The following is a 14,648-nucleotide window of genomic DNA, read 5'->3' on the forward strand; positions in this document are numbered from 1 at the left end:
AGCATCATTTATTAAGGTATAGTCGGCGCCCTAAAGCTTATTTTTCGCATACCAGGGCAAAAGCGGCCATCGTGACCTTTCCGGCCTGCGTTCCTGATCAGGGGAAGCTGGATAGCGCTCCTTTCTGACCCCTTCATACCGCATCACCTCAGCCGGATCGATACCTTTCATCCACTCATCCGGACCCATCACCAGCGGATCAAACCAGTCCGCCTTCTGCCTCGCCCAGGAAATCCAGGCTAAAACCTCCTCACTCAGCTCACCTGAAGCTTGCGCCCGGCCTTCGACCTCAGCAATATAACCTCGTAAAGCATCAGCCTGCTGCCAGCGCTCCGCATCGCTTACCGCGCGCTGAAAGGCCAGTATCTCCTGTTTTTGACGTTCCGCAGCTAAAGCCGCCTGTTTTCTTTCCTCTTCCTGCCTAGCCCAGCGCGCCCTGTTCTCTGCCATCAGGATCCTGACCTTTTCCATCATCAGCTCCAGCCGGGCAATGATCTTGACTAACTGCTCCTCCATTGGAACTTTTCCATCACGTCCCGTGACCGACTCCAGACTAATGAACTTTAGCTCTAATTTACCCTGTCCTGGTTGATCCTTTGCTACAATAGACACTCCCGCTTCCCGCATTGTAAACTCCGCGCGTTCCTGGCCAAACACGACAAAGCTTTTATCGCCCTGGAGATCAAAATCCCGCCCGCGCTTCCGCATCACCTTCACGAAAGCATCCAGCAAACAAAGCCCCCGAATCTGCTGTCCCGCCGTTAGCCTGACACTCAGCATCCCCGGACCGCTGAATAAGGTGCCTCCCGGCTCATAATGTTTAGCTTTCTTCTGCTTTTCAAAAGCATCCTGCAACGCTACGGTCAGCGGATCAGGATCCGTTAGCACCGAGAACACCCGCAATTCCGCCGCACATTCCCGCTCGATCAGTTGCTGCATGGCAGCCACCGGCGTCATACCATCCACCAGCGCCGGATGCGCCTCATCCCGTAAGTACAACGACACTTTAACCTGCCCTGAATGCACCGGGGGCAATGACGTCACCTTCGGCTTATGCCCATGCTGCACCTTAGCCCAATAACCCGCCACAGGCATCGGCACACCCATCCGCTTACAGATCTTCCGCAAGCCAACATCCGAAATAAGATATTTTTTAGAAAGCGTCAATAGCGAAGTAGACCACACCAGGTCATACAACTGCTGCCGGTCAAAGGTGTCCTGATCGTTTTTCACTGGAAATGATTTGAAGGTAATGTGCTACAAATGTAGCGTTTAAAGCCGCACCCCACCCGCAATGTCAGGATGAAAACATTCGGAAGGATAATCACTTTAAGACCAACTTATATGTATGGACCATTGAAATGGTCCATACATAACTTAGGATCTATCTTCGTTGCTACATTACATGCTTTTCTGGTACTTGCGAGAAGTACAAAATCTCTATGAACGGTTAGTTTCAGACTAAGCTAAACTAATTGGAGGACTGTTACTGGTGGACTGATGGAAAGCGAACATTTAGTTGCGCTGCGCCTTTTTGATCTCTTCTTTCTTCAGTTTTTCAGAATTGTAGGTAGAAATCGCCCAGAAAAATAGGCCAGACACACCCGTTATGACACCCGCGATCATTAACCAAAGCGAATAGTGATCATATGCGAGGGAGTGTTCTTGTAACAGGTTTATTTTTTGTTGATTATACTTTAATATTATTTGCTTAACGGTGACTTGCTGTTGTTGTTTTTCTAAGGAGTCAAGCTGTACTGAAAAAGTTTTCTTAATTGTCGACATCTGAATGTCAATCTGCTTCGACTGCTTATTGTCTTTAGCTTTGATAGATTTAAGCCTTTTTAGATCCTCCATCGAAGTTTTAGACAAAGCCTTACACTCTTTAACTTTAACGTAAAGATCCTTGATGTTTTGGTTAAGGAATTCAGCCTGTTTATTATAAGTATTGATCTCAATCTCAAGTTCCTGTTTTTTTTGCAGGGGGTAGACCATTGAAAAACAGAACATAACAATTCCACCAACAAATAGGAATTTGTAAAGGTTGTCACCGCTTGAAAAAAGACTACTAAAATCCATGGTTACTTAAACGCATTTATTTTGTCCCTGTCTACCTTAAGTTCATCAATACCTTGTTCCGCTTGTTGTATAGTATCCTGATGGATGGTTACAAACTTTTCCAGTTTGTGGTTGTCTGCAGTGGAAATCTGATCACTGTTTAGCGTGCACCCACTTGCAATGCTCAAAACAGCCGCCAAAATGATAAGTGTCTTTCCCGAATGAAGTTTAAATTCAATCTTTCCGGGTGATTGCAAATTTAATCTGATAGAACTCGAGTCAATGTTTTCATTCAGATTGAATTCAATATTTATTTGTTTCGCAAGTTCTTGTAAGGATTCTATTAGCGTTAAAAGGGCCTTCACATTAATATCATCTTGTGTTTTGATGTCTAACACAAAGTGACCATAGCCTTCCTTGATGTAAAGATGATCAGTCACATTATCGATATACTTTTCAAATCTTTTGATATTGCTGATTGCATGCCGCGAAACTTTGATCTGATAAAATACAGGATCCAGCGAGCTCACTTGCTTAATGGCAAGCCATTTTACTTTTCGTCTCTTATGATAAGAACAGTCATTGGTTTCTTTGCTGTCCACATAGATGGTTGAATCTTCGATGACACCGAACGCATAGCGGCTCGAACTTGCACTTGGAATAATAACGATATCTCCTTTGGCTAAACTATCAAATCTTTTAAGTTTATTATAAATTGCCGAAACCTTACCCTTCCCTTTGGTGATACCTAGATCATAGCCTTCTGATTGTGCAATTTTAGTTTTAATCTCAACTTCACTGCGTTTATGTAAATCCTCTACAGTGATCTGATTCCAGCCAATTCCAATAAAATCATGTTTAGTATAAGTATCAAAATATAGACCGCTATCTGTTCTGACAAACCAGTATTGCTTGTCAGCCTGCAGGTTATTTACATGATTTATTAATTCTTCAAAGATCATTTAATTATAATTAGGGTACTTGAACGGTTAACTGAGCAAATTTAATATTGTTAAACTACATTAATATTGTGCGCTTCAATATGTGGATTCCTTATTCACTTTGAATGGTAGGTTTTCAGGATGGCTCACCCATCATCATAAGATAATGTTCTTGGTGGCGGGAGTGTTCAAAGATCTTTTTAAATACCTCAAAATAACGCTCCGTCACATCTTCAGGTTGTTCCACAAAAAGGTCGTCGGGTATTGTATGGGACCCATCATTGATCCAGCAAAGCAGGGAACGACATATCTGCTGATCATCTTGATCTTCAAATTGTTGAATTATCTGATCATCGCCAAGTTTTCCCAGAATCTTAAAATAATGTTCAATAATTCTACGCATCGTGTTCTGTAGCGTAAGAGGCGAGCTATGTTGTCTGTTTTGTAGTTCCTTCCACAATAACTGATAGGCAGTTTGTATCGGATTTTTACGACCATGTGCTTGAAGTTCCGACTGGCTACTGTTTTTTCGAAGGATCCAAAATGCAGTATCTGCGCAGTCTTTAGTCCTGCCATCTATAAAAGATACCTCCTTGTGAAAATAAGTATTGTGAGTGAGAAGGATCAGTTGTTTAATACTTCCCGAGCCTTTTTTGATATCCTTAATGATTTCCTTAACGAGCGAACTCACTACATATAATACATTGCTGTCCAAACTGGAGATCGGGTCATCAACGATCAAGATACGGTCTTCCGTTATGGTTTGTTCAGATAGCCCGCCTTTGCATAACTGGAGGAAATATAAGAAGGTAATAAAAGTAATTTCGCCCTCACTTAAAGTCGTTTCCGCAATTTCCCCATCTTGGCGTTTAATCTGGTATTTATTTTTTTCAGGAGATGGAACGATCTCAAAATTACGGAAGCCAAAAGCTCTAAGCGTTTTGTTGATCTTGTTAATAGATGGCTGTACGCTGGTTACATTATCACTTAGGTTAATGATTTCCTGTTTAACCGTGTGGTAATTTTGTTTGGCTGTTCTGACAGTCGTTTCAATTCCCTTAATAGCCTTTTCCAAGTTCGCCTTTTGATCAACGAATTGTTTTAGCATTGCTTGGTGATCGTCTATAAGCAACCGCCAGATATCAGCGACAAGTTCTTGTCGTTCCCGGGCAAAGTTGACAACTATTTGATTGTGTTTGTTAATTTCATCATTGGCAGCCGTGATCAAGTTACTAATGTTTTCCAGTTGCACTTTTACAGAGATCAGTTCAATACTACGGCTGGGCTCTTTTATCTTATTGTTTAATTGCTCCTGATTTGAAAGTATCTGAGTGGAGAAAGTATGCACATAAGCTTTAAACAAAGTTAGATCAAGTTTTCTTCCTGCGTTTTGTTCTTCTGTTACAGTAATCTGATTTAATATGGCCAGGAGGTTTTGGGTCTCGCGCTGATAACTAGCAGCTTGTTCGCCAACTTTGGCTGTATCAGTAAGAAAAGTTTGATCAAAATAGGATTCCAGCTGATCTCGGAAATTCGAAGTGATGGTGTTCTGCTGACAAAAAGGGCAAGTATCGCCGGTTTCCTCCAAAAACTCACGACCGGTATTAACCCAATCGTTCATATTCAGACGCTGGATAAGTTGAGCAATATTAACATCTGCCTTACCAATGATCTTTTTTTGCCATATCGGGTCATTTTCTAAAGCAATTATTTTTTCTGGATCAAACGTTCCCAGTAAATTAAGCGCGGTCGGTGGTTGTCCAAAGATTGTATTCGCTTTCTCCGTAAGAACTTCCCTTGTTTTTAATGTTCTTGCGCTGCTTGCATATTCTTCCAATATCTTCTTCTTGAAATTTTCTTTGGTCATAAAACCAGAAAAAGCATCTTTGAAGGTCCCTTCATTTTTTTTATAAATATCTCGCCATACTGTTTCTCTAAAATCCTCTTCATGTATCGCCAACTCAGAAACCTTTTTATCATGCGTTTCCTTTCGGTTTTCCCAGTCTTGTTTATGTTGCTGTCTTATCTTGACCTTCGCTTCGATCTCTTCGATCTCTTCTTTTGTTGCCTGTCCCAGCGTAAACACACCGTCAATCTGCCCATTGCCGAAATTCTTTTCCCTAAAGTCCTTATTGTAAACTAAGGTGCGCAAAGGGAGTGCATTCTGCCAAGTTATACGGCACTGTGCATATTTGTTCTGTTTAGTATCCGATAAAAAATTACTGATCGTTGTTTTACCGCTGCCATTGGTTCCATAAATAAAATTGATTTTTTTTAGGTCCTGGAATTCAGCGCCATCGCGATCATAGGTCGCGATTTCTTTGAGGGAAATACCGGTGATCATAGAAGTGTGATAAAAGGTTCGGTCAAATATAACAGTTTCTTTAACAAAAGAAATTACTTAAGATGTTCGTATGTTTGATTCTTGTGGACAAGCCACTCGTGTTGCCTCTTTAGAATCCTGATCACATCAGTTATTTTTTGGTTTACTAATGGTGTTAGTAAATGTAATGCGCAATTCGTATCATTGAAAACCGGCAAACGCCGATAATGATACCATGAAAATAACCAGCATTCCCCGAAAAACATTCTTTACCTGCAGCCTGACTGCCATTACCTTACTACTAGCCTCCTGGGGCTTCAAAGGTCATCGGGCAGTCGCTAGCATCGCCCAAAAACATCTCACCTCTAACACAGCCTATGTCGTAGCGGCTTACCTGAGAGGAGAGCGGATGGCCGATGTCAGTACTTGGGCCGACGAGAACCGCAATCCTAAAACAGCCCCCTGGCACTTTCTTAATTTACCATTGGGGCTAACCCATGAACAATTCGTCAAAGCCGTTACAGAAAGCGACAACAATGTTTACAGCGCTATCCTCAAAACAGAAGCCCAGCTCAAAGACAAAAGTCTGAGCACGGATGAAAAGAACGAAGCACTCAAATATCTTATCCACCTGGTAGGGGATGCCCATCAGCCTATGCACATCAGCCGCAAGGAAGACAAAGGTGGCAACACCATTCAGGTGCGTTTTGATGGTAAAGGCACCAACCTTCACAGCCTCTGGGACAGTAAGTTAATTGACCATGAAGGAAAGTCAGAAGCGGACATCGCCAAAGATTACGATACCGCTACACCCGCTGATATCAAAAAATGGCAGGCAGACAGCCCTATGGAATGGATTTGGGAAAGCTACCAGATCTCCAGCGAACTTTACGCAAATATTAAATCCGGACAGACCATCGACGAAGCTTATTACAACAAATATATACCAACCATCCGTAAGCGCATAGACCAGGCTGGCATTCGCCTGGCAGGAGAGCTCAATAAGCTGTTCAACAATGAACCCGTACCGCAAATTAGCTCCACAGCCCAAACGATACAAAGCGGCCCAACAACCGCTCAGACCGTAGCGGTCATTACTACTATCAAAGCCGAAGAGGCCAAAAACAACATTGGAAAGACGGTTACCGTGAACGGTAAAACCTATAGTAGTAAAGATATTGGCAGCATGATCCTGGTCAATATGGGTGCCGCTTATCCCAATCAGTTGCTGACCATCGCTATCAAAGGCGAGGCCAAAGCAAGCGCTGACAGTCTTGAAGGAAAGACCATTACCGTAACCGGCCAGCTCATTAACTATAAAGGCAAACCAGAGATCATCGTCACCGATCCTAATCAACTCAAGATCCAATGAACGAGCCATTTATCCTGGAAGTCAGTTATCAGAACAAAGCACTGGAATTCCCAGCAGCTTTCCAGCGATACGGCTATACCTACCGCATAGCTGTAGCTATTAGTGATGAGAATTATGTGTTTGAACTCGACGAGGAAGGCAATTACCGCGTGCTGAACAGCAATCATAACAATCAGCAGGCGCCAGACCCTGGCCTGTTGGAAGCCATTGCGGGAAAACTCAAACGGTTACAATAATAACAATACCAGTGGTTATATTACGTATCCGAACTTGAAACCTAATCAGTTCAATTGAGGTAAGGTTTAAATCTACGCCTTCTGCATTCACTGTAGAAGGGCGTTCTTTTTTACCGCAATTTATTACAACTCCACAGATTTATTTAACTTCAATACATGACCCTTTACGAGTTCAATATTCTAAGCCCTAAAGAACAAGAGATCGCTACCGTCAACGGTGAGTTTCTTGAAACCCGCAAAGAAGCCGGACAGACCGTAGCGCTTTACAGCATCAGCAACTTCTTCGTCGAGCTCTGGTACGACTGCACTCAAAACAAAATCACCAGGCTCAACTCTTTTAAGTCTATCAGCCGACTTGATCCCTATGTATCACAAATTCATCTGAAAATAGATCTTTACTAAAATCATCGAATCTAATCAACAAGATGATGCGGAGAATAAATGCATTATTCTCCGCAATATTGCGGTGAATAACCCAAGATCGGATAGAAAAGAGGATGGGAAAAAGAACGAAGTGGTGAAAGGAATACAACTTATAGCCTATCGGCATTGACAGATCAGTATCAGCTAAAGTAAATATGTGATTGATTTTTAGTTTATTATAAGGTTCTTCAGAGAAAAGATTATCTTTAATAAGATACTCGATAACCTACTTAATCAATTCGCCATGAAACCTCTACTTTTATTACTAGCAATAGCATTAGGCACGACCAGTTTCCATTCTTTAAATCCATCGACAATAAAAAAACACCCAATGGCAACCTGCACTGGAGCGAGTCCATGTCAAGCGTGCAAAAATTGTAAGTACTGCAAGCATTGTGCGAAAGACAAAGGAACCTGTGGCGTTTGTAAAAAATAACCAGTTTAAGGTTTTGTATTTACACTAGACTGCAAAGGCGTGGAGAGCAGCTGATTGTTCTTATGCAAAATGTACTTGTCGTACATATATTCAGTCAACGGTTTTAGCCACCTAACCGTATCTATCGGATGAAAGCCAGCCGTTGTATAGAACTCCAAATGACCTTTGTTCTTAAAATACCAGACCTTTCCGACGGAGGCTTTAGTGATGGTACTATAATCTTTTATTGCATGAAAGCGAGCTAGACGCACACTGTCATAGGGAACAAGTGGTACAGGTCGCTGGACGTGACAGGCAGATCTTTCGAAATGATCATCTTTCCAAAACATACATCCGTTAGCATAAGGATCAACAACCTTAGTAGGCCAGTAATAATAAGTAATTCCCCCTAAGAATACAGCACCTAATAAAACAACTAAACGGTTCCTTACCTGAGTAACACGTTTGTTTTTTCCAGGAAGTTGAATGACTGTGCCCATTGGCGCAGCAGGAATATCTGGCTCGTCCGTTTTTGGTGCTTTTTCAGTAGTAGGATCAGATATATCGATAATGGCTGCTGAACTTTCTGATTTGACTGGCTCATCGGCCAGGTTCGTAAAATCAGCAATCTCCACAACCGGCTTTGTTTCCTGATTCGGGCGAAATTGATAAGGGCGGTCTGGGTAATCGATCAACCAAGCCAACAACTCTACGTTCTTGTCTTCTGTATCATCAGTGTCTCCTTTCAGGTAGTTATCTAAGGGTTTAAACTTGTCCCTGTCATGTCTTCTAATGATCTGCATATAATCCGCCCCGTCCACTTCGGTCTCAAAAAAATCTTTTAGAATTCTAAGATCCTGTTGACGATATCGATCTCGAAGTACAATAAGACATTCTTTCCTAAGCTTACCAGCGGTAGAGTGCAAAAGATTAAGAGAGAGCTGATTCAGCTCTCTCTTTTTTTTATAGGTCAGAAGGACCTGTTTCTTATAATCAGAAAACATTTTTCAAAAAATAATAGGTAAAGCTAACTCATTTTCCGGAATCTCCAAGGCGTTTGCGGAATTCCATCGGAACGCGCGGAATCTTCGGAATCGCTTGCTGTATAGCTGTTTACGTCGCTCTACATTTGCTTTCGAATTCAGACGGGACCCACATTCATGATCAGGTCACTAACCAGCTGAATTCACGACGAGCGGAGAAAGCGGCAGCAGGTATCCGGTTTGGGAAGCAGGTACAGGCTTCCGCAATCAACGCTCGGACACTTCCCAAAAAATGTGAGAGGCGCCTCTTACGCGGTTGCAGCGCTACCCCGGGAACAGTTCCCGGGGCACCTGCAGAATTTATTCACCTTTTAATTTTTTGAAAAATGATCGAGTTATTTTTTGCACTCTTTATGGCATTCTCATGCCCTTCGCATACCCCTACCAAGTGCCACAACCATAATGGTACTACTGTACAAGCTCAGGACACCTTATCGCCGGTCGACGGAGATGACGACGGCGGCGATAACGGACACGTTCCTCCAGGCTTTACCTCAGCACCTGGAAATTGATCTTTACGCAACGATAAGGCAAGACTAGCTCTTGCCTTATTTTTTGTCTTTACCTGAGCGGTTTGAACAGAAAGATTGATTACTATCTTTATTCAAAAATCTAAATCTTGAGAAAGCCGCTTTACTTATCCTTATTCTTCTTATTCCTTGCGGCATTTTATGCTTGTCAGAAAAAGATGCCTACAACGCAGCATCCGATCTCGACTGACTATGAAACGGCTAAATCATTCCTCTGGCACCAAAACGATTCTGCCTTTTATTATTTCAATAAGTTTACCACTAGCTCAAAAGATAGCCTCCGTATGGCCATGGCCTTTAACCAGATGGCTGCCATACAATCCGATGCCGGTGATTACTATGGTGCACAAGAAATTCTAGTACAATCCCTCCGATACCTGCATGAGCAAGACACCAGTGATCGTAAATGTTTAGCCTCCAATTATAATGAATTGGGTATGGTCAATTATAGTCTAAAGAATTACGACGCGGCTATTGCTTATTATGATGAGGCTATTAAGCTTTCTGTGGTACCCAACTATACGGCCATTTTCCAAAATAACAAAGCGAACGCCTACCAGAAAAAAGGAGACTACCAGCATGCCCTGCTTATTTATCAACGTGCTTTTGAGCGTACTGATCAGAATAAAGTAGAATACGCCCGGACGCTAACGAATGTGGCGATGACTCGCTGGCTACAAGATCACCATTATAATGCGAGCATTCCACTTCAGCAAGCGCTGCATTTGCGTTTGGCGGCAAAAGATCGATGGGGGCTGAATTCCAGCTATTCCCATTTGGCAGACTATTATTTGCAAACACAACCAGATTCTGCGCAATATTATGCGCAGCAAATGTATGTAGTGGCTAGTCTTTTAAAAAGTCCCGATGATCGCTTAACGGCATTAAAAAAACTGATCCTATCCAGCCCGCCGAGAGATATGCGCGGGTATTTTGCACGATACCAGTTATTGATTGACAGCTTACAAAAAGCACGAAATGCCGCTAAAAATCAATTTGCATTGATTCGTTACCAAGTTGAACAAAAAAAGGTGGAAAACCTACAGCTCCAAAAGGATAACAATGCAAAAAACTACCAGCTTTTTAAACAACAACTATTGCTTTTTGCGTCTTTGCTACTCCTCATTGGTGGTTTGATCGGCGGAAGTTATTGGTATCGGAGACGCAAAGAGCGACTTATTTTAGAGAACCAAAAAGTCGTTCGGGAGAATGAGCTGAGAACATCGAAAAAAGTTCATGATGTGGTGGCCAATGGGCTATACCGGATCATGTCCGAAATTGAAAATCAGCACGAAGTAGATAAAGAAAACCTGTTGGATAAAATTGATCTGCTCTATGAGCGTTCGAGGGATATCTCTTATGATCCGCCTAGGATGGAAACCATCGATTTTCATCCCAAAATAGCAAAACTCATCTTGTCTTTTGCGACATCGAATACCAAGGTGCTACTCGTCGGTAATCAGGAAGATTTTTGGCAACACACGACCGCAAAAGCCCGGGAAGAATTGGAACACATCCTACAGGAGTTGATGGTGAATATGAAAAAGCATAGTCGGGCCAGTAACGTAGTTATCAAATTTGAAGCACAAAATGACTCGCTTCAAATCACCTATTCCGATGATGGGGTAGGCTTTGCCGAAGGGACAAAACCTCGAAATGGTTTACGGAATACGGGAAACCGTATAAATGGCTTGGGTGGTCAACTTATTTTTGACAGCATATTGGGATCAGGAGCGAAAATTCAGCTGACTTTTCCTAAGGCCTAAAAGATAGACTATGTTCAAACGCGTACTTATTACAGAAGACCACGAGAGCGCCAATCTTTCCCTACAAAAAACCATGAAAGATTTGGGCATCCCACATGTACAATACGTTTATTATTGTGATGATGCCTTACTGCAATTAAAAAATGCCCTACTAGCAGGTGATGCTTATGATTTACTGGTTACCGATCTCTCCTTTGAAGAAGATGACCGCCCGCAAACCATCAAGTCAGGGACTGGGCTAGTAGAAGCCGCTCGTAAACTTCAGCCGGATCTAAAAGTATTGGTTTTTTCAGCAGAGCACAGGGAAGCCATCATTGCAGGACTTTTTAATGAATTCGCAGTTAATGCTTATGTACGAAAAGCTAGACGTGACGCGCAAGAACTCAAAATAGCAATAGAGCATATTTTTAAAAATAAACAATATTTCCCGGCAGCTTACCGACAAGTGATCCGTCAAAATAACGCCCATGATTTTACACCTTATGATGTAACGATCATTACCCAGTTGTCAGGTGGAATGCTGCAGAAAGATATTCCGGCCTATTTGCAGGAAAAACAAATACGACCATCAGGGCTTAGCAGTATTGAAAAGCGGCTTAGTCAAATCAAAGAAGCGCTGGGATTTACCAAGAACGAACAATTAGTGGCCTATTGCAAGGACAAAGGGATTATTTAACCTAACGATAAACTATGATGGAAGGACAGCCTTATGGGCTGTCTTTTTTTATGCCAAAAGTGCAAACATCCTTTAACATTTCTTTAAGTCTTTTTTGTGTTTACGGTTTCCCGTAAGGAATTAGTGTTGTGTCGCTATAGTTTTGAAGCATAAACTCAAATCAATCACAATGGAATCCACCACAACCGGCGAAGTTACCTTTTACCAGGACCGCAGCGTGACCGTAACCCAATCTCGTTATATCACCAACTCAAAAACGTATGCCATGAGGAATATCTCCTCGGTGCATATTTTCGAGATCGTCAAAAGCCGAACGTTTCCTGTTTTATTGATCATTGTAGGCGGTTTAATGATGTGTGCAGATAGTGCGCGGGTCTTAGGTGCGGTGCTATTAGTTCTAGGCATCGCCTTATTGTTCGTCATTAAAAATGAGTTTGCTGTGCGCATCAGCACCAACTCCGGCGAGGCCAACAGTTTTATTTCTAAAGACCGCGCCTATATACAGACCATTGTTGACGCCTTAAACGAAGCAATTATTCATCGGGGATAAACAGTAACTGACCAGCGGCCATGAAACTAGGCATGATCGTGTTGTTTTTATTGATCAACAGCGCTTGCACGGAATCTACTCCGGTTTATATCTGTAGCAGTCCGCACGCGACGCGGTATCACTTCAGGGAAAATTGTCCGGGGCTCAGCAATTGTACCTATAGAAAAGTGAAAATTACGCTGGCAGAAGCAAAAAAACAGGGTAAGACACTTTGTCACTGGGAAGTTGATCGCCCCTAGCAGCTAAACAAAAAATAAGCTAATAAAGAATTTATATATGTCAGTAAGAATCACTTGCATCAGAAAAGACAATAGTCTCCACGATAACCCGTATGTCGCAATCAGTAGTATGAATTGGATCAACGAAGACACCCATGCTACAGGGAGCACCAGCCGGGAACAAATGTATGACTATGTGAAGGAGGGGGGCGAGGCCTACGTAAAAGATGCCGCGGGTAATAAAGCGAAACTGCTTGCCAAGATTACTGAAAAAGGTACCAAATATGTAAAAACTGTAGCCGACGAAGTGGCCTCAGACAATCTTTTAAAACTCCCGGAGTGTAAATAAACCTAAACCTTATCACAATTTACACTAAATGCTATGAGAAAATTGTACCAGCTCAGTTTATTCATCTGCCTGTTGACGCTTTACTCCACATTAATATCGTGTTTTTCTACGGATATAGATACAGATAGGGACGGAGTATTAGATGGCGCTGATAGCTGCAAGTTGGTTGCAGGCAGTAAGACCAATCATGGTTGCCCGGTGATTCCCAAAGTTAAAGGTATTCATCTTTACCTGGACAACTCCGCCAGCATGGGCGGTTATTACCAAGCCCAAACCGAATACAAAACAATTGTTTCGGACCTGGCGATGAAAATGAATGAGCAGATCCATCCAGTACAGATTTCCTTCATCGCAAAAGAGAATTTGCCTTATAAAAAAAGCATCTCGGATTTTACGAGTGACCTGGCCACTGCGCCAATGGCAGCCCAAAAAAGCTCTGAATTACATCGGATGATTCATGATATCGCAGCGCACTGCGCCAAAGATGAAGTGTCTTTATTGGTTTCAGACTGTATTCTATCGTTCCCTGATAGCGATATCAAAGTTAACCCCAATGTGAACGTACAAAATGCAGCCAGTACCCTCAAAAACAATATCTACCTCTCCTTCGCGGATCTACGCAAACAAGGTTTTGCGGCCAGCATTTACGGATTTAGGTCTAAGTTTTACGGGACCTATTATGATTACCAGAATAGTAAAACAAAGCTTAAGGGAACGATGCGCCCGTTTTACATCTGGGTAATTGCCAAGCAAGCGCTATTGCTACAATTTAATATGAAATTAGAGCAGATCGGTAGCTTCAAACCAGATCAAGCCCTGCATTTCGGTTTAGTTAACAGAGCGGTTACCAACTACAACATCCTGCCACAATTAACGCATGAGGGGGAATGGCTGAAGAGCACTCAAGGTATAAGTGATATTAGCCTAAATAAAGGACAATCGCTACAATTCGGATTAGTATTAAACTTGGATCAATTGCCGTCCTATGCTCGATCGTTATCCTATTTGCAGAAGAACCTAGTGGTTAACACTACCGGTTGTAGCGCCCAGCTCTCCTTTCAATCCAAGTCAACTGTTGACCAATCTAAACTGCGTTCCGATAGCCAGAAGGAGGCCTTCGCAGCTTGCACGCACGTCGCGGTGGTTCGTGTGACGGATATGCCTTTAACCAAAGCCAATATTCATTTCTATCTGCCCCTGAAATATGATACCTGGTACCAGGATTGGTCGACCATGGACGATCGGGCAGCTAAAGACCAGGTAGAAAGAACCTTCGCTTTGGAGCACCTGATCACTGGGGTGAAAGAAGCCTATGAATTGCCTAATACAAAATATATCGACTGTTCACTCTTATTGACTAAATAATGCAAACCTTATTTACGAGTATTTATGAATTTATCTGCGGTAAAAATCAAAATTATGATGAATACCGTGCGGAAATCTATCGAAATGTAGGATGGCTTTCCTTTATCGTCGCCTTGATCTTGGTCCTGTTGTTTTATTTAGCGCTTGGTCGCTGGCGCGGCGTCTGGTACACCCGCGTACATTGGGTAATTACTTTGGTGCTAGCGGCTGCTATCGGATTTGGCCTGGCCTTCGGCCTGGGGAAAGGTACGCTTGGTATTATCGACGCTTACCTCATGCAGTTCGCACTATTCAATGCAGTGATCATCGCCATTTACTTTATTGCATTTTCTCTATTGTTCAAGCGGTTTTCAATTTTCTCTAAAAGAACTCCTTTTTAATCA

General features: G+C 42.4%; 15 protein-coding genes. 10 read left to right on the forward strand and 5 right to left on the reverse strand.

The features are described 5' to 3' along the window. Positions 1–30 precede the first annotated feature (30 nt). The 4 genes from ABZR88_RS02315 to ABZR88_RS02330 all read right to left on the reverse strand — a co-directional run bounded on the left by ABZR88_RS02315 (position 31) and on the right by ABZR88_RS02330 (position 5,343). Positions 31–1,233 carry a hypothetical protein gene (locus ABZR88_RS02315; RefSeq protein ID WP_107831538.1) on the reverse strand — a complete coding sequence of 401 codons (1,203 nt, stop codon included), beginning with the start codon at positions 1,231–1,233 and terminating at the stop codon, positions 31–33. Positions 1,234–1,515: 282 nt separating this feature from the next. Continuing rightward, positions 1,516–2,079, reverse strand: a complete 564-nt coding sequence (locus ABZR88_RS02320; RefSeq protein WP_107831540.1) for a hypothetical protein — start codon at positions 2,077–2,079, stop codon at positions 1,516–1,518. A gap of 2 nt (positions 2,080–2,081) precedes the next feature. Beyond that, positions 2,082–3,020 carry a hypothetical protein gene (locus ABZR88_RS02325; RefSeq protein WP_107831542.1) on the reverse strand — a complete coding sequence of 313 codons (939 nt, stop codon included), beginning with the start codon at positions 3,018–3,020 and terminating at the stop codon, positions 2,082–2,084. 115 nt (positions 3,021–3,135) lie between these two features. After that, positions 3,136–5,343 (reverse strand): AAA family ATPase, encoded by a 2,208-nt coding sequence (locus ABZR88_RS02330; protein WP_107831544.1) that lies wholly within the window; start codon positions 5,341–5,343, stop codon positions 3,136–3,138. Between the two features lie 214 nt (positions 5,344–5,557). On the opposite strand from ABZR88_RS02330, the gene ABZR88_RS02335 reads away from it, so the two are divergent. The 3 genes from ABZR88_RS02335 (at position 5,558) to ABZR88_RS02345 (ending at position 7,332) form a co-directional block, all read left to right on the forward strand. Then, positions 5,558–6,694 carry a S1/P1 nuclease gene (locus ABZR88_RS02335; RefSeq protein ID WP_107831546.1) on the forward strand — a complete coding sequence of 379 codons (1,137 nt, stop codon included), beginning with the start codon at positions 5,558–5,560 and terminating at the stop codon, positions 6,692–6,694. Continuing rightward, positions 6,691–6,930: a hypothetical protein gene (locus tag ABZR88_RS02340; protein WP_107831548.1), complete on the forward strand. Its 240-nt coding sequence runs from the start codon at positions 6,691–6,693 to the stop codon at positions 6,928–6,930. Before ABZR88_RS02335 ends, ABZR88_RS02340 begins: the two co-directional genes overlap by 4 nt. A gap of 156 nt (positions 6,931–7,086) precedes the next feature. Continuing rightward, positions 7,087–7,332: a hypothetical protein gene (locus ABZR88_RS02345; protein ID WP_107831550.1), complete on the forward strand. Its 246-nt coding sequence runs from the start codon at positions 7,087–7,089 to the stop codon at positions 7,330–7,332. 462 nt (positions 7,333–7,794) lie between these two features. Here the strand turns inward: ABZR88_RS02345 and ABZR88_RS02350 are convergent, their stop codons facing one another. Then, positions 7,795–8,772, reverse strand: a complete 978-nt coding sequence (locus ABZR88_RS02350; protein ID WP_107831552.1) for a hypothetical protein — start codon at positions 8,770–8,772, stop codon at positions 7,795–7,797. 392 nt (positions 8,773–9,164) lie between these two features. Here ABZR88_RS02350 and ABZR88_RS02355 point away from each other — a divergent pair, with 392 nt between their 5' ends. The 7 genes from ABZR88_RS02355 (at position 9,165) to ABZR88_RS02385 (ending at position 14,645) form a co-directional block, all read left to right on the forward strand. After that, the gene (locus ABZR88_RS02355; RefSeq protein WP_170113692.1) at positions 9,165–9,323 is read left to right on the forward strand and encodes a hypothetical protein; all 159 of its coding nucleotides are present in this window, start codon (positions 9,165–9,167) and stop codon (positions 9,321–9,323) included. A 107-nt stretch (positions 9,324–9,430) separates the two neighbouring features. Beyond that, positions 9,431–11,107: a tetratricopeptide repeat-containing sensor histidine kinase gene (locus ABZR88_RS02360; RefSeq protein WP_146166612.1), complete on the forward strand. Its 1,677-nt coding sequence runs from the start codon at positions 9,431–9,433 to the stop codon at positions 11,105–11,107. 10 nt (positions 11,108–11,117) lie between these two features. Then, positions 11,118–11,783 carry a response regulator gene (locus ABZR88_RS02365; protein ID WP_107831556.1) on the forward strand — a complete coding sequence of 222 codons (666 nt, stop codon included), beginning with the start codon at positions 11,118–11,120 and terminating at the stop codon, positions 11,781–11,783. 169 nt (positions 11,784–11,952) lie between these two features. Then, entirely contained in the window at positions 11,953–12,333 is a 381-nt protein-coding gene (locus tag ABZR88_RS02370; RefSeq protein WP_107831558.1) for a DUF6232 family protein, read from the forward strand. Between the two features lie 276 nt (positions 12,334–12,609). Next, entirely contained in the window at positions 12,610–12,900 is a 291-nt protein-coding gene (locus tag ABZR88_RS02375) for a DUF3892 domain-containing protein (RefSeq protein ID WP_107831562.1), read from the forward strand. 33 nt (positions 12,901–12,933) lie between these two features. Then, positions 12,934–14,265 (forward strand): hypothetical protein, encoded by a 1,332-nt coding sequence (locus tag ABZR88_RS02380; RefSeq protein ID WP_107831564.1) that lies wholly within the window; start codon positions 12,934–12,936, stop codon positions 14,263–14,265. Beyond that, positions 14,265–14,645, forward strand: coding sequence for a hypothetical protein (locus tag ABZR88_RS02385; RefSeq protein WP_107831566.1), 381 nt, complete (start codon positions 14,265–14,267; stop codon positions 14,643–14,645). Before ABZR88_RS02380 ends, ABZR88_RS02385 begins: the two co-directional genes overlap by 1 nt. Positions 14,646–14,648: the final 3 nt, after the last annotated feature.

The sequence above is a fragment of the Mucilaginibacter yixingensis genome (genome assembly GCF_041080815.1).
Classification (GTDB): Bacteria; Bacteroidota; Bacteroidia; order Sphingobacteriales; family Sphingobacteriaceae; genus Mucilaginibacter; species Mucilaginibacter yixingensis.

What these genes read in the sequence shown, in the direction of transcription:
- ABZR88_RS02325 (WP_107831542.1), bottom strand. Translation starts at nt 3,020, where the DNA reads ATGATCTTTGAAGAATTAATAAATCATGTAAATAACCTGCAGGCTGAC.
- ABZR88_RS02340 (WP_107831548.1), top strand. Translation starts at nt 6,691, where the DNA reads ATGAACGAGCCATTTATCCTGGAAGTCAGTTATCAGAACAAAGCACTG.
- ABZR88_RS02370 (WP_107831558.1), top strand. Translation starts at nt 11,953, where the DNA reads ATGGAATCCACCACAACCGGCGAAGTTACCTTTTACCAGGACCGCAGC.
- ABZR88_RS02335 (WP_107831546.1), top strand. Translation starts at nt 5,558, where the DNA reads ATGAAAATAACCAGCATTCCCCGAAAAACATTCTTTACCTGCAGCCTG.
- ABZR88_RS02330 (WP_107831544.1), bottom strand. Translation starts at nt 5,343, where the DNA reads ATGATCACCGGTATTTCCCTCAAAGAAATCGCGACCTATGATCGCGAT.
- ABZR88_RS02320 (WP_107831540.1), bottom strand. Translation starts at nt 2,079, where the DNA reads ATGGATTTTAGTAGTCTTTTTTCAAGCGGTGACAACCTTTACAAATTC.
- ABZR88_RS02380 (WP_107831564.1), top strand. Translation starts at nt 12,934, where the DNA reads ATGAGAAAATTGTACCAGCTCAGTTTATTCATCTGCCTGTTGACGCTT.
- ABZR88_RS02365 (WP_107831556.1), top strand. Translation starts at nt 11,118, where the DNA reads ATGTTCAAACGCGTACTTATTACAGAAGACCACGAGAGCGCCAATCTT.
- ABZR88_RS02375 (WP_107831562.1), top strand. Translation starts at nt 12,610, where the DNA reads ATGTCAGTAAGAATCACTTGCATCAGAAAAGACAATAGTCTCCACGAT.
- ABZR88_RS02345 (WP_107831550.1), top strand. Translation starts at nt 7,087, where the DNA reads ATGACCCTTTACGAGTTCAATATTCTAAGCCCTAAAGAACAAGAGATC.
- ABZR88_RS02350 (WP_107831552.1), bottom strand. Translation starts at nt 8,772, where the DNA reads ATGTTTTCTGATTATAAGAAACAGGTCCTTCTGACCTATAAAAAAAAG.
- ABZR88_RS02385 (WP_107831566.1), top strand. Translation starts at nt 14,265, where the DNA reads ATGCAAACCTTATTTACGAGTATTTATGAATTTATCTGCGGTAAAAAT.
- ABZR88_RS02355 (WP_170113692.1), top strand. Translation starts at nt 9,165, where the DNA reads ATGGCATTCTCATGCCCTTCGCATACCCCTACCAAGTGCCACAACCAT.